At 43.6% G+C, this 15072-nt stretch carries 18 protein-coding genes and 1 rRNA gene; 9 read left to right on the plus strand and 10 right to left on the minus strand.

The window, feature by feature from the left end; all coding sequences use genetic code 11:
- The first annotated feature begins 42 nt into the window (after positions 1-42).
- Both ACZ5V1_RS10545 and ACZ5V1_RS10550 read left to right on the plus strand, forming a co-directional pair.
- On the plus strand, positions 43-534 hold the full coding sequence (locus ACZ5V1_RS10545; protein WP_464388807.1) for a universal stress protein: 492 nt from the start codon (positions 43-45) through the stop codon (positions 532-534).
- A gap of 23 nt (positions 535-557) precedes the next feature.
- Entirely contained in the window at positions 558-1070 is a 513-nt protein-coding gene (locus ACZ5V1_RS10550) for a universal stress protein (RefSeq protein ID WP_464388808.1), read from the plus strand.
- Between the two features lie 158 nt (positions 1071-1228).
- Here ACZ5V1_RS10550 and ACZ5V1_RS10555 read toward each other — a convergent pair whose 3' ends face one another.
- The 5 genes from ACZ5V1_RS10555 to ACZ5V1_RS10575 all read right to left on the minus strand — a co-directional run bounded on the left by ACZ5V1_RS10555 (position 1229) and on the right by ACZ5V1_RS10575 (position 4896).
- On the minus strand, positions 1229-1567 hold the full coding sequence (locus tag ACZ5V1_RS10555; RefSeq protein ID WP_464388809.1) for a tRNA-binding protein: 339 nt from the start codon (positions 1565-1567) through the stop codon (positions 1229-1231).
- 2 nt (positions 1568-1569) lie between these two features.
- Positions 1570-2433: a DMT family transporter gene (locus ACZ5V1_RS10560; RefSeq protein ID WP_464388810.1), complete on the minus strand. Its 864-nt coding sequence runs from the start codon at positions 2431-2433 to the stop codon at positions 1570-1572.
- An 81-nt stretch (positions 2434-2514) separates the two neighbouring features.
- Positions 2515-3321: a helix-turn-helix domain-containing protein gene (locus ACZ5V1_RS10565; RefSeq protein ID WP_464388811.1), complete on the minus strand. Its 807-nt coding sequence runs from the start codon at positions 3319-3321 to the stop codon at positions 2515-2517.
- Between the two features lie 120 nt (positions 3322-3441).
- The gene (locus tag ACZ5V1_RS10570; RefSeq protein ID WP_464388812.1) at positions 3442-4461 is read right to left on the minus strand and encodes a type I glyceraldehyde-3-phosphate dehydrogenase; all 1020 of its coding nucleotides are present in this window, start codon (positions 4459-4461) and stop codon (positions 3442-3444) included.
- 63 nt (positions 4462-4524) lie between these two features.
- Positions 4525-4896, minus strand: a complete 372-nt coding sequence (locus ACZ5V1_RS10575) for a hypothetical protein (RefSeq protein ID WP_464387064.1) — start codon at positions 4894-4896, stop codon at positions 4525-4527.
- A gap of 677 nt (positions 4897-5573) precedes the next feature.
- Here ACZ5V1_RS10575 and ACZ5V1_RS10580 point away from each other — a divergent pair.
- Together ACZ5V1_RS10580 and ACZ5V1_RS10585 are read left to right on the plus strand one after the other, a co-directional pair.
- Positions 5574-6473, plus strand: coding sequence for a LysR substrate-binding domain-containing protein (locus tag ACZ5V1_RS10580; protein WP_464388813.1), 900 nt, complete (start codon positions 5574-5576; stop codon positions 6471-6473).
- 73 nt (positions 6474-6546) lie between these two features.
- Positions 6547-6918, plus strand: coding sequence for a hypothetical protein (locus tag ACZ5V1_RS10585; protein WP_464388814.1), 372 nt, complete (start codon positions 6547-6549; stop codon positions 6916-6918).
- Positions 6919-6954: 36 nt separating this feature from the next.
- Here ACZ5V1_RS10585 and ACZ5V1_RS10590 read toward each other — a convergent pair whose 3' ends face one another.
- Positions 6955-7458 (minus strand): universal stress protein, encoded by a 504-nt coding sequence (locus ACZ5V1_RS10590; protein WP_464388815.1) that lies wholly within the window; start codon positions 7456-7458, stop codon positions 6955-6957.
- A 170-nt stretch (positions 7459-7628) separates the two neighbouring features.
- On the opposite strand from ACZ5V1_RS10590, the gene ACZ5V1_RS10595 reads away from it, so the two are divergent.
- Positions 7629-8267: a nitroreductase family protein gene (locus ACZ5V1_RS10595; RefSeq protein WP_464388816.1), complete on the plus strand. Its 639-nt coding sequence runs from the start codon at positions 7629-7631 to the stop codon at positions 8265-8267.
- A gap of 45 nt (positions 8268-8312) precedes the next feature.
- Here ACZ5V1_RS10595 and metF read toward each other — a convergent pair whose 3' ends face one another.
- Complete coding sequence (gene metF, locus ACZ5V1_RS10600) at positions 8313-9185, minus strand: methylenetetrahydrofolate reductase [NAD(P)H] (protein WP_464388817.1); 873 nt, start codon at positions 9183-9185, stop codon at positions 8313-8315.
- Between the two features lie 196 nt (positions 9186-9381).
- Here metF and ACZ5V1_RS10605 point away from each other — a divergent pair, with 196 nt between their 5' ends.
- The 3 genes from ACZ5V1_RS10605 to ACZ5V1_RS10615 all read left to right on the plus strand — a co-directional run bounded on the left by ACZ5V1_RS10605 (position 9382) and on the right by ACZ5V1_RS10615 (position 10948).
- Positions 9382-9636, plus strand: coding sequence for a hypothetical protein (locus ACZ5V1_RS10605; RefSeq protein WP_464388818.1), 255 nt, complete (start codon positions 9382-9384; stop codon positions 9634-9636).
- Positions 9637-9670: 34 nt separating this feature from the next.
- On the plus strand, positions 9671-10501 hold the full coding sequence (locus ACZ5V1_RS10610) for a phosphodiester glycosidase family protein (protein ID WP_464388819.1): 831 nt from the start codon (positions 9671-9673) through the stop codon (positions 10499-10501).
- Positions 10502-10651: 150 nt separating this feature from the next.
- Positions 10652-10948, plus strand: coding sequence for an FmdB family zinc ribbon protein (locus ACZ5V1_RS10615; protein ID WP_464388820.1), 297 nt, complete (start codon positions 10652-10654; stop codon positions 10946-10948).
- A 51-nt stretch (positions 10949-10999) separates the two neighbouring features.
- Here the strand turns inward: ACZ5V1_RS10615 and ACZ5V1_RS10620 are convergent, their stop codons facing one another.
- On the minus strand, positions 11000-11941 hold the full coding sequence (locus tag ACZ5V1_RS10620; RefSeq protein WP_464388821.1) for a cation diffusion facilitator family transporter: 942 nt from the start codon (positions 11939-11941) through the stop codon (positions 11000-11002).
- Positions 11942-11971: 30 nt separating this feature from the next.
- Complete coding sequence (locus ACZ5V1_RS10625; protein WP_464388822.1) at positions 11972-12811, minus strand: HesA/MoeB/ThiF family protein; 840 nt, start codon at positions 12809-12811, stop codon at positions 11972-11974.
- A 463-nt stretch (positions 12812-13274) separates the two neighbouring features.
- Between ACZ5V1_RS10625 and ACZ5V1_RS10630 the strand changes: the two genes are divergently transcribed.
- Positions 13275-13436 carry a hypothetical protein gene (locus ACZ5V1_RS10630; protein WP_464388823.1) on the plus strand — a complete coding sequence of 54 codons (162 nt, stop codon included), beginning with the start codon at positions 13275-13277 and terminating at the stop codon, positions 13434-13436.
- A 1440-nt stretch (positions 13437-14876) separates the two neighbouring features.
- Here ACZ5V1_RS10630 and rrf read toward each other — a convergent pair.
- Positions 14877-14991, minus strand: a 5S ribosomal RNA gene (gene rrf, locus ACZ5V1_RS10635).
- Positions 14992-15072 lie beyond the last annotated feature (81 nt).

Below are 15072 nucleotides of genomic sequence, written 5' to 3' on the forward strand. Positions count from 1 at the left end.
CCACACTATTTTTTACGAGAACAACTAAACAAGGAGATTACCATGCTCCCGGAAATTAATAAGATTCTTCTTGCCACTGACCTTTCCGATGATGCCGGAGCAGCCCTGCGCTACGCCATCAGTCTGTCAGAAAAATATAATGCAGAACTCGTTATGCTCCATGTACTCCCAGATATGAAAGATCAGGTGTACCTGAACTCCGGATTCGACTTTGCTGCTGTATATGATGATAAGACATTAAAAGTACTACTCGATGCAGGCGCCGAAAAAGCCAAAACAACCGTGGCCAGTCTCATGCAAGAGCAATGTGACGAATTAACTGAAGGCAAATCACAATGTGCAAACATTAAGCTTACGCCAATCATTTCTTCCGGCAGTGCAGTTAAAAAAATTACGGAACACGCAAAACAATGTGACCTCGTGGTTATGGGAACCAAAGGACACAGCAAAATTGGCGGTATTCTCGTCGGTAGCGTAGCACAAGGTGTTATTGCCAAAAGCCCTACGCCGGTACTTATCGTTCGTTCAGCATAACTTTCAGATTATCGGAGATAGCCATGCTGCCTCAAATTCGAAAAATCTTGTATGCAACAGACCTTTCCGAGCCTGCTAAAAATGCTCTTGGGTATGCGTTATCCATTGCAAAAGTATATCAGGCAGACCTTCTGCTACTGCACGTTATCCCAGACTGGGCACGAAATGTAACGTTAGGTTCCGGTCTCGACTTCGCGACTATTTATGACGAAGACACATGGCTCAAAATTAAGGACGATGTCCTTAAAGCCAGTATGAAGCATGCAAAGGAACGTATTGAATCTGCCTACGTGCATTACAAGTACGAATTAGAAGCAGCAGGAGTTGCCACCAGTGTGCATGTGCATACCGGACATCCTGTCAGCACCATTCTACAATTTGCAAATGAGGTAGATCTGATTGTTATGGGAACATACGGGCATTCCCGAATCGGCAGTTTTTTTGCTGGTAGTGTCGCTCAAGGCGTCATTGCCAAATCCAGCACTCCAGTCATGGTTGTACATTTAGAGAAAAATGGAACAGCCAACCCGTTGTAATATTCGTACTCAACTAAAAGAGGGTAACGCACTGTGCGCTACCCTCTTTTTTATTACTTTTCCCTACAGAAGCATCACATTCAATAGCTCGCTGTTCTTCCGTTACCTATCTATGTAGATCACACCTACAGCCACTCATACGCCACAAGTCAATATTGCTAACAAAGCTTCGCGCCAAGTGGCACATCCTTGTCTACCCCGCATAAAACTATCTCACCATCTTCATCCGCAAAACCGGTCACAAGACATTCTGACATGATAGGGCCAATCTGCTTTTTAGGAAAATTTACCACCGCCATTATGAGACGCCCTACCAATTCTTCCGGTGTATAATGCTTTGTAATTTGCGCACTGGATTTTCGCAGTCCGATTTCTTCTCCAAAATCAATCTGCAGTACATAAGCAGGCTTACGCGCCTCTTTAAAAACTTCAGCAGAGAGGATTTTACCTACGCGTAATTCCACTTTTTCAAATTCATTCCAAGTAATTGTTTCCATATCTACCTCTCCTCTTTTGTTTCTAACGTAAGCTTTCCACCGATTGATGCTGCAATTATGACCATCATCCCCACAACAACCTGCCAAGAGACCGCTTCCCCGTGCACTATTGCCACAAGCAGGACTGCAAGAGGTGGCGTCAAATAACTCAAGAAGCCAATAACAACCATATTGCCTCCTCTTACAGCCTGACTCCACAAGTAGAAAGAAAGCCCCAGCGGTACGCATCCCAAGTAGATAGCAGCAAAAATATTTTGTGAGGACGGGAACGGCTGAACGGGACTACTCATATATAGCATTGCAGACAATACAGCAGCATACACAGTAAATGCTGTCATGGGGTTCTGCCTGCCTCTTAGATAAGACAAGCCGACTGAAAAACTTGCCCAAATAAGTCCACATGCAAGAGATAACATATACCCCTGCATATACTGTATACTTATGACAAGTTCTTTCCCCGCTGCAATCACTAATGCCGCTCCCGCCATTCCTGCAATTGCCGTCAGGAGTATGCTGAATTTTAATTTCCTGAAGAGCAAAACGGCAGAAAAAACGACGATCCAAAATGACCAAGTGGTTGTTAAAATAGCTGCTTCTGCAAGCGGAGTATTGTTAAGAGCATTGTAATAGACATAGTGGTACCCAAATATTCCCCACAGGCCTAACAATGTCACTTTTACATCGGGAATGTATATTTTAAATGATCGGGTCAGGAGAACATCCTGTGCATATAAAAACAAAGCTGCACTGGTAAAACTGATGACAAGAAGCGTCTCAATATTCATACCTTTCAAGCCGGAACCGGTAGCTGCCGGCAGGCTAGCCCAACACAAAATCGCTCCGAATGCGTACAGATAATATTTCATAAAAAAATCCCCTTGGCTTTGTTCATGAAGAATAAGCAAAGAGGATGTTGTCGTCTTGAATAAAACTGACACGATTACGGACTACACAAGCAGGCGCTGTTTCTTGTATTGTCCCGGAGTAACTCCATATCGTTTCTTAAACTGTCGGGTAAGATGGCTTTGGTCAGATAACCCTGCCTGCATTGCGGCATCGGAAAGAGCCACGCCACCGTCTATAAGATTACGGGCTTTTTCCAAACGCAGTTGTGTAAGGTAAGCATGTGGAGTCATACCTTTTTGCAGGCGAAATAACCGAATCAAATGATAGCTTGTACAGCCAAGCATAGTTGCAAGTTCTTCCAAAAGAATGGGAAAATCGAGGTGAGCGTGGAAGTACTCAATAGCAATTGAAACACGCTTGTCCCCCATATCCCGCACCGGCTTCAGGCTCCGCCCCCCGCATTCAATAAAAAATCGGGAGAAGGTGTTAAGAACAAGTTCATCTGCTTGCAAATCGTCCTGTACGCCAAGCATGTACTCGTGAAAAACAGTAAGATTTTGCCACAGTCCTGCGTGTTCTAAAACTCTGTTTCCCAGCGGAGCCACGTATTCTGTTTCGTAGATATGCGTATACTGCTGCTGAAAAAATTCTTCCGTACAATAAAAACTTCGCAAATGACTGTCGTGTTCATCACAGGATCGGTTGGCGTGAGGAACTCCCGGTTCAATCAAACTGACAGCACCCGTCTGCAATAATTTGTTGCCACCATTTACCGTATAGTGTTCACCAGTTTTTGAATTAAGCCACAGCACGTACGCATCATGTAAATGCTCGCGAAACTGATGCCCTCCAGCACAGGAGAGAATCTCCAGTCCGGCATATCGTGATGGTGGATACACTATATTCATACATTCAATCCTAATCACTTTCCTTAGCAAGAAGCAAGGGGCGCAACAGACCATAGATAATAAAAAAATCTGCCCTCTCAGGCAGATTTTTTTATTCTAACAACTTGTTACCATGTACAGCTAGACCGCTGAGGAGATTTCACCCTTCAGTGCTCTATCTTCTTCCACCATTCCTGCTACTTTTTCAGTAAGTCGCAGAAGCTGGTTAGAGAAACTGGCTTCATTATCGTACCACGCTACCAGCTTAAGCATTGTTCCATCCTGAAGTGCAGTCAACTGCCCATCAACAACAGAACCAAACGTGGAACCATTAAAATCGCACGAAACAAGCGGTTCTTCTGTGTACCCGAGATGCTCGTTTGCTGCTTCACGCAGCACCTTGTTCACAGCGTCTACAGTGGTCGACTTTTCCAGTTCGAAAACACAGTCGATCATTGCCACACTTAATGTAGGAACACGGAAAGCAATCCCCTGCAGTCTTCCTTTCATGTCCGGAATAACTTCTGCCACCGTTTCTGTAGTACCTACAGGGGTGGGAAGCATATTCATATGACACGCACGGGCGCGACGAAGATCTGGGTAATCATCATCCAGCAGCATCTGACGTTGCGTAGCCGGATGGATGGTTGTCATGTACCCTCGTTTTACACCAAAATGCTTATGCAATTGGTGTAACGGGAGTGCCAGACAGTTTGTGGTACACGATGCATTTGAAATAATGTGGTGGTCCGCGCGCAGATCCTGCTCGTTTACACCCATAACAATAGTTACATCTGCTGATGGCGCAGGACAGGCAACAATCACCTTTTTAGCGCCACTAGCCATATGTTGCTGACAATGTTCGCGGGCTGCAAAACAGCCTGCCGCTTCTATTACGATGTCACACTCGCTCCAGTCCCACTCATGATGAGCTTTCTGGGTAGCGGACACAAAAGAGCCGTTCAGCATAAAGCCGCCCTCAACACTTTTGGCGTCCATGAAACGACCATGAACAGAATCGTACCGTAATAGATGCGTCGCATCTTCAGCGGACATGAGATCGTTAACCGTTACAAGGCGCAAGTTCTCATGTCCGGAGAGTAGGCGGGTCAGATACCGGCCAATTCGGCCGAATCCATTAATCCCAATAGTTACAGACATCTCTCCCCCAGCTGAAAAACACTGCATGTCGAACGAATGGGGACCGTTCGACAACCGAAGGGGCTAGGCTTCCCAAATTTCGATGCTTTCTTCGGAGATTTCAATATCTTCGATAAAAGCACTTGCGAATCCTTCTTCACCTTCCGGAACGATGACGACAAACTGAATATCGTGACCATCTGCATGATCTGCAAATGCTTTGAAGCGCTGAGCGGTTTCTGGCAGTGCAAAAAAGTCTTTTGTAACAACGTCAAAAATAAATTTAACGTTCTTTCTGTTTGTTGCCTGCAACTCCGGCATAAAGCCGTTTACTTCTTCAGGTTCATCATATCCTTCAAACCCGTAGGTACGAACATTCTGATAACCGGAATCCAGTAACGCTTCTAATGCGGTTTCTACTAATTCGTCACGCAGTTGTATCACGTCATCATGCATATTTTTCTATGACCTTATAATATATAGTAAAAGATAATCTCCCGTTGCACGCCACACATGCAAAACGGGTCTAGTAATTTCAGCATACACTCGTACTGCATAGCTAATCCCAACTGCCTGGTCAGTCAAGACGAATACTCGCGGGGATTGCGGTTTTTCATCGTATTTTACCTAGTTACTTCTACAATTATTTCTATACTTTTCTGCTCTGCTACCCTGTACCAATTGCAGCTACTACATAAACAGCGGAAGTTTGAGTATAAAACTTCTCTCAAGTACAGCTGTTATATTTTATATCAACCCACCTCATTATCTCCATAAATATTTTTTGATTGCACTATGGAATAATCAGCGTAAAGTGGCTTTTGCCGCCACTGTTTTCTCAAAAATGAAACTGACGTTCTTACTTGATGCTCTTCCTTACGTCTTTTGAGAGCGTTTCAACAGTCCGGCTACTACAAAAATTTATGTGTAATCCCTCTGCAGTACTGCTTGCTGCAGAGGGATTATTACGTCTTTAATGCAATATACCGTATTACACGACTTGCACGGTAGCCTTTTTTAGAATGAGCATGTGCTACAATGTTAGCACTTACTCGTTTTCTATGGAATAATTTGCAGACTATTTTGACTATCATACCAAATCCTCGTAGTCTTGGACTAGGTATGGAGGACTCATGAACTTTCGACAGCTAGAACTTTTCCTTTCCCTTGCCAAAACGCCTAACATTTCTGTTGTGGCGAAAGAGCATTTCCTCACCCAATCTGCTGTTTCAGTTGCCATTAAAGGACTGGAACAGGAACTTAGGGTTCAGCTTTTTGATCGTCTCAACCGTAGACTGAGCTTGAACTCTAACGGGCGGTTACTGCTACAAAATCTCGAGCCTGTTATGGAAAACTTCCATAACGTACTTCATTCGTTTGAAGGAGATTTGCTTACAGGCATTCTGAAAGTAGGAGCCTCGTCAACTATTGCCGACTACATACTACCGCAAATTCTTTTTGAAGTTTCAGACTCGTATAACAAAGTCACCATTGAAACTGTCTTCTCCAATCCGCAGGCTATCATAACAAAGGTAGAAAACGGCGACGTTGATCTTGGACTGGTGGAAAAAGAAATTCCTAACAAACTTCTTATCTATACTCGCCTTTGCGAGGACGATCTCATCATTGTGTCCACAGATGAGAAGCTGGCTAAAAACGGACCGTACGACATTGAAGACTTGCTCGATAAAAAATGGATTATCCGAGAATCGGGTGCCGGAGTTCGAGACGCTCTTGAAGAGTACATGGGTCCGTTAATGAACAAGCTTAATGTGGTACTGGAATTAGATCACACTGAATCTATTAAACGTATTTTACACAACCCGAACACGATTTCCTGTATGTCTCCGTTTGCGATTCAGAGAGAACTGGATAATGGCGAAGTGTTCCCTATTGAAATCAAGGGGCCACCAATCAGCCGTTACTTCTACTCTGTTACTCATAAAGTAAAATATCGCACCCGTTTGCTGGATAAGTTTGAAAAAGCTGTAACCTCGTATCTGGATACAGACAAACTTCTCTACAGGAACTAATGCCAGCGACTTGCAAACTATGACATTCGCACGTAGACTTTTAGTTAGATGATTATCAAAGAGGATAAGCCCAATGTCATGGAATGAACTGGTACTCGTGGTGGGACAAGACTGGATGTTGTTTGGTCTTGCTTTCATTTTATTATTTATGTTTTTACGCCGCACTCTGCGCGTAGGTGGCTTCTTAGGATTCACCGGAGTTATTACTACTATCATCCTCCTGTGCATGCTTTCATGGATGCAGTGGAACAGATATCAAGTTTCCAACTCTATTGTACAGATTATCCAAACAGATAATCCCACATTCAGAATCCTGACCCCAGCTCAGGAACCAATCTTTAAACCTGTCGTCGTTACCATTGATAATGTTCGATATGTTACAGATGCCAACAACGAGAAATCGCAGAAATATCTGCCGTGGCGAGTCATCGCCATGCCTAAGTAAAGTATCGTAAAAAGCCCACCGGTTGGTGGGCTTTTTTTATCGACATAACATCCATATTACGCACTTCTTTGCTCCCTGCAAAAGATGCTGAGATACGCTGCCGAACAAGTAGGCATCGCTACGGGTAACTCCACGTCGCCCCATTACCAGCGTGCTATAATTTCCTTTCTTTAATTCTTTCAAAATAGTTTTGGCGATCAAGCGCTTCCGTTCCGTATCTTCCAACGGCTCATCACGTTCATCCAGTGTAACAAATTTATTCACGACACATGCAGGGTCAAGCTCGGAATGCTTTAATTCTTCCACTATCTTGTCGTGTAATCGCATTTGCTTTTCATGTGCCTTGGCACATTCATTTTTCCAAGCGCTTGTATCAGGAAAAAGAGAACAAGATGGCAACTGCTCTACCGTCAGCACCAGAATAGAATATCTTCCTCCGCACTTGTCCGCGATCAGCTCCATTAATTCCCGACAATACCTGAGGGCTTCACGAGCACTCTGACTGGCATCATATGCCACAAGAATTCGCAGTTCTTTCACTGTACATCTCCTTTCAGAATACAACGGACTTCTGCCGCTTATTCAGAAAAAGTGTATCTCTCCGGTAATATTCTTTGCATGATAACTATAGTGTTATACTATTCCAGCAAGTTCATTCAAACCATAGTACAATTCATGCTTCGACTTTTAGATTATTACAGGAGTATATTATGGAAAATAAATTTAAGCAGATGTTGCAGAATAGACGGGCAATCAATTTTTTTGATTCGGAACGGGATGTGCCGGATGCATTGCTTAGAGAGCTAGTGGAAGACGCAACACATTCTCCATCAAGCTTTAATCTGCAGCCATGGAACCTCATGATACTGCGAGATAAAGACGAAAAAATGCGCTTGCAAAAACTTGCAATGAATCAACCGAAAGTCAGCGAAGCACCTGTCACACTCATAGTTCTTGCAGATACTAAAGCGTGGGCTAAAGAGAACGATGCTTTTAACATCGTACTAAATCATAAATTGAGTGACGGGGAATTGAAGGAGGAACAAAAAGATTGGTTTTACGGCGTATGCGGACGCCTTTACGGTCAGTCTCGAGATTTCGAGCTGGCATTTGCCGTAAAAAATGCGGGGTTCTTTGCCATGTCTTTAATGTATGCAGCCACGGCTAAAGGAATTCAAACACACCCAATGGACGGGTTTGATCATGACGCAGTGAAAAAAGAATTTAATATTCCAGATAACTATTGGATTCCACTACTGATGTCTGTTGGCTATCACGCAAAGAATGCAGAAATTTTACCGATCAAAAAACGTAAGTCGTTTGATGAACTGGTTCTTTCTTTTGATTAATATTTTCTGCGGTGGGCAGATATATGCCCACCGCAGAAAATGATCTTATAAATTTGCTCTGTCTGCTAATTCCAGACACATGTCCGCTTTGTTAAGCGTATAAAGATGGATGCCAGGTGCACCGCCATCAACAAGCTGTCGAATCTGGTTCACGGCAAATTTCAATCCGGCCTCTTTTACAGCCTCATCCCCACCCTTTGCATTTGCTTCTTCCAAAGAAAGATAGAGCTGACCTGGAATATTTGCACCGCACAAAGTTAAAATACGACGGATGGAACCAAGAGATTGAATAGGAAGGATGCCCGGGATTACAGGCTTATTAATTCCGTTGCTTCGCAGGCGTGAAACAAAATCAAAATATTCACGAACATCAAAGAACAGCTGAGTAACAACAAAGTCACTGCCTGCATCAATTTTAACGCGTGTGTAGTGCAGATCATCTGCAAAAGTTTGAGATTCCGGATGGGCAGCAGGATACCCCGCAACGGAAACACCGAAATCCGGATGTTCATTACTCACAAGCTCTACGAGATCAGACGCGTATCTAAACTGCTGGTCCGTCCAACTAAATTTTTCATCAGCAGGGCAATCACCACGCAAAGCTAATACGTTATGTACGTCAGCTTCCCGCAGCTTATTAATAAACCCGTTTATTTTTTCTTTTGAAGCACCTACACAAGTAAGATGTGCCATTGGTTCGATACCGGCATCATGCTTCATGCGTGAAGTAATTTCGAGGGTGTTATCCTGTGTAGAACCACCTGCACCATACGTTACAGATGCGAACAATGGATTAAGCGCCTTCAAGCGATCCACGGTAGCGAAAAAAGAATCCCACTGTTTTCTCTCTTTCGGTGGAAAAAATTCAAGCGAATAAAAAGGCTTACTCTGACTCTGAATGGCATCAATAATTTTCACAAAACTACCCTCAACATTTCTATTTAAACAACCCAGTTTCACATTTTCATCATGTGATGACCCTTTATATATCAAGAGAACTTGATATGTCAATATTTAAATATAGTCATTTAGTTTCGAGTAGACAGACCTTCCAGTGAGGAGTATTAAACATGTAAGAAAAACATAGAACTTACATAAAGGGGCTGTACTTCTCATGCATGCTTGGCAGATTATCTATTTGGTTGCAGTTGTTGCTCTTGCAGCTTTTGTACTAATTCGTTCTCCACAGGGAACAGCTGGAAAAGTTTTGACTTTTATGCTTAACTGGCTTGCACCGTACATTTCGATAACCATTGCTTTTGTCGCAATTTTTCAGCAAGGCTTTTTGCCTGCGATTCCATTTTTTGCCCTTGCCGGCTTCTGTTTTATCACGTTCTTAAAACGAAGCACCAACGCAAGCGTGGAATAAACAACTACTTAGTAGATACCTTAACGTATCCTAAATGATTTACTACCGTCGCATAGCACTTCTAGTTGTAGCTGCTTTCATTCTAGTTTGCATCTCAACTCTTCCGCTTAAAGCTGAGGTCAGCTGGACTACAGTTGCCAAAGGATTGTCTTTGGCTGAAATTCCTGTAGAAAACGGCGACCTTACTTCTCCTGCGATTACCGCCCTGCGCATTTCTCCCAATGACTATGAATTCATGCTGCTCATGCGTTCCAAGGAAGGCGATTCCTTCACTCCGGAACAATGGGCAGCACGCTATAAGCTTACAGCACTTATAAATGCCTCCATGTACCTTCCGGACAATTCTAAAAGTACAGGGTACATGCGTGACAAAGAACATACGAACAACGGATTCATCCACAACAGCTTCGGATCGTTCTTTGTTGCAAACCCCACACGAAAAGGGATTCCGGCTGTAGACATCATAGATAGACACCAGCAACGGCACAGCAACCTGCTTCCTAACTATTCTACTGTAATACAAAACTATCGACTTTTTTCCGCATCACGAACACCTTTGTGGCCGGAAAAAGCTAGTGAAACGTCCATTGCAGCCGTCGCAAAGGACACCATCGGTAACATTGTATTTATCCATTGCCGCACACCAATGACGGTACGAAAGTTTACAAAACGGCTTCTAGAATCTCAACTAGAGCTGGTATCCGCCATGTATGTTGAAGGTGGGCCGGAAGCAAGTATGTATCTGAAGACATCAAAAATTTCGCGCACTTGGGCAGGACGCTATATTGGAGATTTTTGGAATACTGAAAATAAACAATGGAGTCTGCCAAACGTCTTAGGCATCCGCGCAAAGGTTGATCGCTAGTTACTTGATTTTGCATTCATGCCTTGGTAGTTCTTCAGCAGGTCTTCAAAAATGCTACGTCACGTAGACGCTTTTTTAGACCCAAAACGTTCAAACACACGTTACCTGTCGGTAGCGATACAAATACTTATTTACGTTAGGAGAGCGCATATGCCTCTTTATGATTTTGAATGCCAGAAGTGTAACGAAGTGTTCGAAGAAATTGCTTCTTCCGACTGTACTTCCGGAGAAACTTGCCCAGCATGCGGAAGCACTGACACAGTTCGTATGCTTTGCGCTCCAAGCCCTATCCCAGGCAGCGGCGTAGACCGTATACCAAGCACACTCATGCGCGGTGGCGGAGCCAAATTTGAAAAAGTAGCCATGCCGAAAAAACCAATTCCAAGATCAAAACCTGTCTGCCCATCTGGTGGATGCGGTGGCTGCCCAGGCAGTTCCAGTAATTAAAAAAAAAGAGCCGAAGCATTTTTGCTTCGGCTCTTTTTTTTTAATTACGTACTATAATGATTGTCCACGCCTGCGCGTCCTACGCTGCTGAGGTCGACTTTCTGCTACATGCGGATCGACATGCACAAGTGCATCTGCAACATCGAACTCGCTGCTTTGAAGTAGTGACTCAACTTTATCTGCGATTGCATGGCCTTCCTCTACGGAAATAGCACCATCGACAGAAATATGCAGATCAACAAACACTGCAAGCCCCTGATAACGAGTTCGCACCTTGTGTACGTCCTTTACTCCTTCGACAGATGCTGCCAACCGTTTCAAGCTGTCAACAGTATCCGTTGAAACACCCTTATCAACCAGTTCGTTCACAGCAGGCATTGTAACTTCCCAAGCTGCATGCATAATAAAGAACGCTACAATGATTGAACCCACAAGATCTACCCAATGCAATTCCGGAAACAACAGCGCAACAAGTACAGACGCACCTGCAGGAATAGAGCTAAGTGCATCACTGCGATGGTGCCACGCGTTAGCCACAACTGATGGAGCCTTATGCAGCCGACCGTAATGCGCTGTCCATCTGTACAAAATTTCTTTCACAATAATCGAAGCCAAAGCAGCCCACAGAGCCACGAGCTTTACGTGTCGTAAATGTTGCTCAGAATATGCAATAGACGCATCAACAACAATACCGATGGCAACGGCGGCTAGCAGAAGCCCAATTCCGGCGGTAATCAGTGTTTCATATCGCTGGTGTCCGTACGGGTGTGCATCATCTGGAGGTGCAGTCCACATTCGAACCCCAACCAGTAAAGAAACATCCGTCACCAGATCAGAAAGACTGTGAATACCATCCGCGGTAACGGCTCTACTGTTACCCATAATACCCGCAACTATCTTTACTGCGGCAAGAAGGACGTTAACAATAAGCCCTACCCAAGTAACTCTAGAAACAGCAGCGACTTGTTCTGCTCGTTTAGCTTCTTCTGTCATACGTCATCCATAAAGGTACAATGCAGGCTATTACAGCGTTACATTTTGAAAATTCATGTCCATTAAATCATAGAAAAGAAGTGATTCTGAAGGAGTATTCCAACATAGCGTTTTAAGAACTTCATTAGCTTGTAGAGAGGCTGCCATCGCAACTAAAGGAGCTGGAGTACCAAGCACATCTTCAGCAGCACTGCCAGTACCCAGTAGTTCTGCCGGACCAGTCTTTCCTGGCATAATAGTTCCAACGTACCCGCTTAAACCAGCAACAGCAGCGGTAACCAAAGGAACATTACAAACTGTAGCTGCCTTTTGCAAATCAAGGCGTGTCTCCAATCCACCGAGACAATCAACTACAATATCGACATGTTTTGCATAATCAATAAGAGCATCACCGCGTAAAAAGTGGTCAACGCCAATAAAGTTAATAGTAGGATTCACGCAACGCAGGCGTTTCTCAGCTCTTTTCGCTTTCTTTTCACCTAGAGATTCAAAGGTAGCATTTAATTGACGATTTAAATTGGTTGGCTCAAAAAAATCACCATCGGCTCCAACTATAGTTCCCACACCAAGTCGAGCCAACTGCTCAATAACATGTCCACCCAAGCCACCAAGGCCAACAACAAAGGCTTTGGAGCTGAGTAGCTTATGTTGATCCTTCATCGAAATAATCGAAAAATTTCGAACATATCTTTCTGGAAAAATTTCTTGTTCCAACGCTGCTTTTTCAATTTCAATAAATGGAGTTCCTTCTGCCTTAGAAAAAGTCTCCACAGCCCGAACAGTAAGAATAGAAACAGTTTCACCGTTTGGCAAAGCCAACGGCTCACTTGCTTCCTTAATAGCATGAGATAGAACAAAATTCGAATTCATATAACATACACTCCCTTCGTATACCTAATCACATCAACACTGTGTACGCAAGGCGGTTAGATGTATTTCGAATTAAAAAGATGTAATATCTATGGAATGTAACACTGTTATTATTGGAACAGCCATATAGAACCTTCGAACACGTTATATGAAATGTTGTACTCAGTAGTTATGCACAAAAAGTAATAGAAGCCTTGCAGCACTAAACGTACTCATTAACATTATGGAAGAGAAATAATCTTTGTTCCACAGGGTGTGTAATACAATTTCATCACCTACAAATAAAAAGTACTTTGTTCTTTCTGGTTACTTACTATCGCTAATTATTTCCAATAATTTTATGCTCTCCTTATCTATTTCTCCTCCACGTATAGACGAAAAACTACGGCTACCCCCTGATTTAACAAAACCGTTCATAAGGTAGTACACATCTATTCGTCGCCCTCTCCTCTTATGACTTGCATTGAATGAAAAAAGCTCGGGCTTTGGTCTTGGTCTTGGTCTTGGTCTTGGTCTTGGTCTTGGTCTTGGTGAAAAACACGCCATGCTTAGCCAGTTAAAGCAATTTCATATTCGTAACTTAAATTTTTGTAGTTATTTGATCGGCATCATTTTTTCTAGCTGAGTAGGCAAAGTGAACTTCTTTTGGTCTTCGTGAATATTCAGAGAACCATTATGCAGCGATATCATCATGCAGGTAAAGCTCAGCGAATGGAAAAAGGCTCAAGGTGTGGGCACGAAAGGTATATACAAAGGCAACGCTCAACCTAAGATATCCCACCCTCAAGAAGCATACGAAGGACGGAAGTACTGCCCACTACGCAGCCCATTTTCCCTCCCTTTACTTCACGCTTCTGTGTTTATTCATAGCATCTTTTTTAGTGCACAGTATGACTACTGGGATAAATGCTACATCTCCATGACCATTTCATGAATAACTTCAAAAAGAGGACCTACTACATCACGTATTAAAGCGTAGGGAATGGAGGGGTCGTGGTCAGCTTCAAGCTCCGAATGCCCTTTGCCGGCTGACATTGGAACACTTTGAGGCAACCACAGACCTTGAAAGCAACCATCCAACGGCTCACAATAGAAAAGACGCGCTCCCCCTCATTCATGCCTTCGAATTGAGGTCTTTCCTCTCGGCATTGTTTTTTATGTCTAATCAGGCAAAGCGAGCTTTGTTTGAATCACCGAGAATTTTCTGAAAGTCATCACGGAAAAAGGTACCGATGGAAGCATCGCGTTATGCATTCTGAAAATAGTAAGATAGCAGTAGGGTTAGTTAGAAAAAACTTAGAATGGCTTATATTATATTGCGTTTCTGGGATTATTCACGGCATTGTTTTTAGTATTCAGTACATCATAGGAAAAATGCTGTGCCACCATGATCATTCCGTGAATGATTTCAGAAAGAGGATGCATGGGATCGCGCGTTCAAGCTCGCGGAATGGAAAGGGGTGGGAGCTTGCTCACCCCGTCCCCCCGCGGGAGCGTGGAAAGGGGAAGCTTGGGACTTGGTCTCAGTCAAAACAACTGGAATATCAAAAGCAAAAAGAACAGCAGACATTACTAGCCAGATGAAAACAACAAAAGCCTATTCTGCTAAAAGGATCTAAAAGCAAAAGCAGTGGAGACAGGAAAGACAAGAACAGTAATCTAAGATAGTCGGCTTTTCTAACATGCAAACAACACTACGCTGTTCTTAATCTATTGAACGAACAAGCGACAGTTAGCACTAAGGTCATGATTCCGTCAGAGCTGACAGCCAGTGGAAGCAATCAGAATGGAAACAATGTCAGCAGGTAAATGGAACCTATGGTTGAAACGAAGATGAATTGAAGAGAAAGGCAAAGAACTCAACCAAGCTCCACTCTACAGGCAGCAACGCTTTTTGATTTCATAGAATAGTTTGGCCTGCGGCGTGCCGCCTTGGACCAAACCTCGCGCCCGATGGGCGCTCTTCGGCTTCGCCGCGGCTCTTATCGCCTGTGGGAAAGCAGGTTGAGCTATACAAACAGAAAAAGCCCGTTAGCTATAAAGCTAACGGGCTTTTTGAAATAAATCTTGGCAGCGACCTACTTTCCCACAGGCTCCCCTGCAGTATCATCGGCGATGGTTGGCTTGACTTCCGAGTTCGGAATGGGATCGGGTATACCCCAACCTCCATGGCCACCAAGAAAAATATGTCGGGTCAGCGCTTTGGAAAGGCGGTAATATTTACCTTACTGCCACGTCAAAGGACGAACCCTAAAATATTA

Source organism: Halodesulfovibrio oceani subsp. galateae (genome assembly GCF_055397225.1).